Here is a 5,743-nt window from a genome sequence, read left to right as displayed (position 1 = left end):
CCGACGAACTCGTCGCGCGGGCTCATCGGGAAATGCATCAGCGAGTGATTGAAATAGCAATAGAACGGCTTGTCCGCCGCAACGCACTTTTCCATGAACTTGAGGGCGCGCTTCTGGTACTCGAGATCGCAGGTCTTCTTGGTCTGCATGGTGAGTTGTTGGTCCAGAAGCGGCCACGCCCCTTTGCCTTTCACCCCTTCGTGCATATGCGAGAAGCCGTCGCGCTCCGGCACGTAGTGCGGATCTTCCGGCCACATGCATTCGTCATAGGTGCGAAGCGGCCCATACCACTCGTCGAAGCCGTGGTCCGTAGGGAAGCGGCCGTCTTCCGCGCCGATGTGCCATTTGCCATAGATCGACGTCGCGTATCCGGCTTCGGACAGAATTTCCGCGATGGTGCGCTCCCATCGGACGATGCCGCCGCCATTGCCTCCCAGCGCAATAGTGTGGTTGCCGGAGCGAATTGGGAAACGTCCCGTCATCAGCGCCGAACGGGTTGGCGTACACTGCGGCTCGACGACATAATGCGTAAGCTTCGCGCCTTCCTTCGCAAACTTGTCCATGCGCTTGGTGTCGGCGCCGCGCAGGATGCCGCCGCCGTAACAACCCAGTTCTCCCATTCCGAGATTGTCCACGTGGAAAAACAGAATGTTTGGTCTCGTGGTCATTTTGTAGCCCTGAGTTCGTGGCGCGACTTCGCGTCGCTTGATAAATGTTGTCCCGTCGCGATCACGCCTGCACTGTCAAAGCGGTTCTGCTTGCTCAAGCCAATGACTGCGCCAAGCCCAGAGGGCTCAATCGCGGCAGAGACTCGGGATGAGTTCCGATGCGCAAGAGATTCAGGCAGTGATGCTTCAACCGGACGAAGCCCGCCTCGACGACGAGGTCCGCGTGGCGCGGCCGCGCAAACGGCACGCGGATATTCTCGATGATCCGGCCCGGTCTTGGGCTCATGACCAGGATATGGTCGGCGAGGAATAAAGCCTCGTCGATATCATGGGTGATAAAGACAACGGTGGTGCGCACGCGGCTCCAAATGTCCAGCAGCAGTTCCTGCATCATTCGGCGGGTCTGCGCATCCAGCGCGCCAAATGGCTCATCCATCAGAAGAAGGCGCGGGCGGTTGATAAGGACGCGCGCGATCTCCACCCGCTGTTGCATCCCGCCCGACAGCTGGGCGGGATAGTGGTCGGCAAAGCCTTGGAGGCCGACGAGCTCCAGCATCTCCCGCGCCTGGGCGCGCCGCGCGGCTTTGCCAACGCCGCGCATCTTGGGGCCGAAGGCGACATTGTCGACCACCCTCTTCCAGGGAAAGAGTGTGTGATGCTGGAAGACGATGCCGCGATCAGGGCCCGGTCCGGCAACGGGTTTGCCATCGACGGCGAAGCGGCCGCGCGTGGCGGCGATATGGCCGGCAAGAGCGCCGAGCAGCGTGGACTTGCCGCAACCGGAGGGTCCTAGAAGGCAGACGAACTCGCCTGGCGCCACCGAGAAGCTGATGTCCTGGACAGCCTCGAACGCCTGGTCGCCGCTGCCAAGCGCGACAGACAAATGCTCGATGTCGATCCGGCCCGCAGACGCAGACCGAGCGTCGTAAACTGCGATCATCGCACGACCCCGGCAATGCGACGCCAGGGCATCAAGCCCTCCCCGACACGCCGCAGCAGGAGTGAGCTGCCCATGCCCAACAGCCCGATCAGGAGCATGCCGACCACGATGTCGGCGTAGTTCTGCAACGTATAGGATTCCCAGGTGTAGTAGCCGATGCCGAATTGGCCCGAGATCATCTCCGCTGAGATCAGACAGAACCACGACGTACCCATGCCTATGGCGAGACCGGTGACGATGCTCGGCGCGGCCCCCGGCAGCACGACTTCCCAAAGAATGGCGCGGCTACCGCCGCCAAGACTTCGTCCCGAGGCGACGAGGCGCGGATCGACCGACTCCACCCCGTGAATGGTGTTGAGAAGGATCGGGAACAACGCTCCCGTAAACGTGACGAAGATCATGGACAATTCTGACGACGGGAACATCAAGACGGCCAGGGGAATCCAGGCGACCGCCGGCACCGGCCGGAGCACTTCCAGCGGAGGCAACAGCACGTCCTTCGCCCGCCGCGATCGCCCGATCGCAAGACCAAGCCCGATTCCGATCGCCGCCGCGGCGACAAAGCCCCCGAACACCCGGCTCAGACTGGCGCCAATGTCAGCCATGAGCTTTGAAGAATGCAAGAGATCCATGGCGGCATTGGCGACCTCAAAAGGCGCAGGAACATTGCGGAAGGAGACGACGCCAAGATCGAGCCGCAGCGTCGAAGCGAAGTGCCACGCGATCAGACAGACGCCAAGGGACACTGCGCGCAAAAGCAAGCGACCGGCGGAAACGTCAATCTTCATCGATGAGGCCATTGTTCGAGCCGTTCAGGGGTTGGCGACAATGGCGTTGCGGGCGCCGGCGAAGTCCAGGACCACGCCGCCCTGCGTCTTGGCCCATCCCTCAGCGGCCTCCTTAAGCAGAAAGGCGTCGAGGGCGCCGTCGGCCGAGCGCACATACCAGGCCTTGTCGCCGAGTAGCTTGATGCCGCTCTGATGGTCCTGGGCATAGAAGACTCGCGTGGTCTGGCTGTCCTTCTCCAGCTTGGCGAGCGCCGTGAGGGCGATCTCCGGCGAGCCGTAATGGCGCACCAGCGGTTCGCCCTTCACCCAGATCTCCGCGACGCGCTTGGGATCAGCAATCTGTTCGCCTGTCGCCGCGTCTTTGGCATTCAGAGGCAGTTGAGAATAGTTCTTCAGTTGAGCGTCGTAATCCAGGCCGGCCTGGACGAAAGCGGCGCGGATGAATTTGTCGGTGACGAAGCTATCTACGTCGAGACCGCTGTCGGTCTTTTTCAAAAGCTTGAGCGTCTCGATCGACGTCGCGACGGCCTGGCGATATTCCGGCTTCCAGGTGAAATCACGGGTTTGCAGGCCTAGAGGCCCGTGAAAGAGATAGTCGACCTCCGCGTCGACGCCGGTCACTTTGGCGATCAGTTCGCTGTATTTCTCAGGCTCGGCCGAGATCAGCCGGTCCGCCTCTATGGCGGCGCGAAGATAGGCGACAACGATTTCGGGATACTGCTCGGCGTAGGCGGCGTCGACGAGGGCCCCGTGGAAGGTGGGCGCGTCGGCTTGCGAACCGTCATAGATCTTGCGCGCAAGGCCGCGCCACGGAAACAGCTCGGCGAACGGCACGAAGTCCGCATGCGCGTCGATCTTCCCGGCTTGCAGCGCCGATCCAGCCACCTCCGGGGCCTGTGTGATGATATTGACGTCAGTCTGCGGATCCCAGCCCAATGCCTTGACGGCCCGCAGCAACATGCCGTGTGAGGTCGAGGCGAACGGTACCGATATTGTCTTGCCCTTGAGCTCTGAGAGCGACTGAATCGGCGAGTTCAGGGGTACGACGATGCCGTTGCCGCTCCCCTTGACGCTGCCGGAGAGCACGCTGATGAATAGGCTCCGGCGTCCGGCCTTCTGGAAGGCGACGCCGTTCAGCGAGCCCGGAAAATCGGCCATGGCGCCAAAATCGAGCTTGCCGGCCACCATTTCGTTGGTCAGCGGCGCGCCGCTGGTGAAGTTCTTCCACTGGATGTCGTAAGTCGCGTCTTTGTATTTCCCATCGTGCGGGAGGAATTTTTCCAGCAGCTTCAATTCGCGGATGATTAGACCCCCGGTCGCGCAGTTTATCGTCGTGTCCTGGGTACCGACCGCGATGCGGATCGTTTCAGCTTTTGCAGCGGCGATCATCGCACCCGAGACCAGCAGGGCCCCTAAGATTCTGAAAAGACGCATAACGGGCCTCACCTGGGGTTTTGCGAGTCTGCATCGGGTTTAGATGTGCTTCATTGAAATCCATTCTGTCTATAGCTTTAGTCGTTTTTTGATGTTACCCGAAGCAATTAGTTTGCAAGCGAAGCGCGGACCTCGCGAGAAGAAGCACAAGATCGCCTCGCGCTTCCCAGGCGTCTTAGCGGCGGACGACAAAGTCGGGGCCCCCGGCCGCCCATCCAGAACAGAACTATGCGTCGGAGAAGATCATGCTCGCGCGACAACATGTGGCAGTTATCAAGCAGCCCGCGCGGCGCAAGTCCGAAGAACTGATGCCGCTCCCGTCCCTGCCCGGGCCGACCGCCCTATTCTTGAGCGAGGCGATCGACGGCCTCTATGAGGGCGCTGATTTTCTGAGCCGATTGTCGCCTGGGGAGCTTGCCCGAATGCGCTCTGCCGGGCGTCAGCTACTTTTCAAAGCAAATGAGCAAATCTTTGCGCAGGGCACACCGCACGAGGGCATCTTTCTCATCGACAGCGGGCGTGTGCGCGTCTTCTACAGCGCCCCATCCGGCCGCGAGATTACCTTGGCGCACTGGACGAAGGGCCATTTCATCGGCGGTCCGGAGATTTGCGGCGGCGGCATTCACATGTGGTCGGGCGAAGCCCTAGAAGAATGCCGCGTCACCATCCTGCCGAGCGCGGAGGTACAAACCCTGATCACTCAAGTGCCCAACTTCGCATTGTGTCTGATCGAGGGATTGGTGGCGAAGGGCAAATGCTATTCCGCGATGGCGCAGATGCTAGGGACGCGATCCGTGATCGAGCGCCTCGCACAGTTCCTGGTCAATTTGGGTGAGCTCTATGGCGTCTCAGACGGGAGCGCCGTCATCATCAACCGCAAGATTACGCACGACCAGATCGCCGCCATGGTCGGCTCGACGCGGCAGTGGGTGACGTTGATGCTCAAGCGCTTCAAAGAGCAGGGCATTGTCTCCATCCACGGCCGCTTCATCCGCGTCGATCGGCCAGAACGCCTGCGAGAAATGCTCTTCAAGGACGACGGCTGAAACGTCGGCTCAAACGCCCTTGCGACCAAGCGCCCAGCGGACCGTCTTACGAACGCCCGCGCTCGAGGAAATCGTGCGCCCAGAGACGCTTCAGTTCTTCGCTAAACGTAAACGGCCGCCGGGGTGGCTTCGCAGCCACTCTTATTTGGAGCAAAGCGCGCAATGGTCTCCGGCGGTTTGACACTCGATCATTTCCCGTGCGCGTCCCGATAACGGATGCCTTCTCTGACCTCGTAGATGGCTTCGTTGATTGGCCGCGTCTCTCCTTGTCACCGGCTACTCGGGCGAGTTTCGATATCGCATCACGAGACGACGGCTTGAGCTTGAGGCCCAAGCGGCGGCGAGTTGATTCAGACCTTCACTCGCTGCTAGGCAGCTCGTTCCTCCGACACGCCTGTAGGCGCACGGAGATCCATAATGACCACTGGCGGCTCATCGACCGAGGGAACGAGAATATCTGCCTCCCCATCGGCTATCGCGGTCCTGTCTTCCAATTCGTGCTCGGCAGCGAACCAAAACTCATCGCTTCGGCCCTCCGGGCTCCCAGCCCGCTGCCAAAGCTCATATGCCCGCTCGCGGACAAGCTCATGAATGCCGCTCATTTCCGTCTCCGTGCCAAATCGGCGCTCAACATGCCGCCTCGTCTCAACGGCGCTGAGCACTGCGGTTCCCCTGTTGGTGCCGTTCAGGCAAATCACCCGCTTTCTTGCTTGTATTTCATCTGGGTGACGGCAACGTGGCGAAATCGGTTGCTCATCGCGCCGTCCCTCAGTTAGGGGGTCGCCGCCGCTCTCATTGCGTCGACAGCCGAAACCGCCAAACTGACCGGCAAGCGGCACGACAACGTGCTGCGCGACGCGGACGCCC

At 61.1% G+C, this 5,743-nt stretch carries 6 protein-coding genes; 1 reads left to right on the top strand and 5 read right to left on the bottom strand.

What is annotated here, in order from left to right:
- From ABSF49_RS19585 to ABSF49_RS19570, 4 genes are all read right to left on the bottom strand, one after another.
- Window positions 1–668, bottom strand: a 668-nt coding sequence (locus tag ABSF49_RS19585; RefSeq protein ID WP_424114314.1) for a sulfatase-like hydrolase/transferase, incomplete at its 3' end; no start/stop codon positions are given.
- A gap of 94 nt (window positions 669–762) precedes the next feature.
- A complete protein-coding gene (locus ABSF49_RS19580; RefSeq protein ID WP_424114313.1) occupies window positions 763–1,608 on the bottom strand; it encodes an ABC transporter ATP-binding protein in 846 nt (281 codons plus the stop codon).
- Window positions 1,605–2,396, bottom strand: coding sequence for an ABC transporter permease (locus ABSF49_RS19575; protein WP_424114312.1), 792 nt, complete (start codon window positions 2,394–2,396; stop codon window positions 1,605–1,607). Before ABSF49_RS19575 ends, ABSF49_RS19580 begins: the two co-directional genes overlap by 4 nt.
- Window positions 2,397–2,420: 24 nt before the next feature.
- Window positions 2,421–3,830, bottom strand: a complete 1,410-nt coding sequence (locus ABSF49_RS19570) for an ABC transporter substrate-binding protein (protein ID WP_424114311.1) — start codon at window positions 3,828–3,830, stop codon at window positions 2,421–2,423.
- A gap of 308 nt (window positions 3,831–4,138) precedes the next feature.
- Here ABSF49_RS19570 and ABSF49_RS19565 point away from each other — a divergent pair, with 308 nt between their 5' ends.
- Entirely contained in the window at window positions 4,139–4,876 is a 738-nt protein-coding gene (locus ABSF49_RS19565) for a Crp/Fnr family transcriptional regulator (RefSeq protein WP_424114315.1), read from the top strand.
- A 368-nt stretch (window positions 4,877–5,244) separates the two neighbouring features.
- Here the strand turns inward: ABSF49_RS19565 and ABSF49_RS19560 are convergent.
- Window positions 5,245–5,743, bottom strand: a 499-nt coding sequence (locus tag ABSF49_RS19560; RefSeq protein ID WP_424114310.1) for a DUF2934 domain-containing protein, incomplete at its 5' end; no start/stop codon positions are given.

The sequence above is a fragment of the Roseiarcus sp. genome (genome assembly GCF_049514155.1).
Classification (GTDB): Bacteria; Pseudomonadota; Alphaproteobacteria; order Rhizobiales; family Beijerinckiaceae; genus Roseiarcus.
The sequence above is the reverse complement of the archived record's forward strand: the minus strand, read 5'-3'. Positions and strand labels throughout refer to the sequence as shown.

Coding starts and splice junctions, on each gene's coding strand:
- ABSF49_RS19575 (WP_424114312.1), bottom strand. CDS start 2,396: ATGAAGATTGACGTTTCCGCCGGTCGCTTGCTTTTGCGCGCAGTGTCC.
- ABSF49_RS19570 (WP_424114311.1), bottom strand. CDS start 3,830: ATGCGTCTTTTCAGAATCTTAGGGGCCCTGCTGGTCTCGGGTGCGATG.
- ABSF49_RS19580 (WP_424114313.1), bottom strand. CDS start 1,608: ATGATCGCAGTTTACGACGCTCGGTCTGCGTCTGCGGGCCGGATCGAC.
- ABSF49_RS19565 (WP_424114315.1), top strand. CDS start 4,139: ATGCCGCTCCCGTCCCTGCCCGGGCCGACCGCCCTATTCTTGAGCGAG.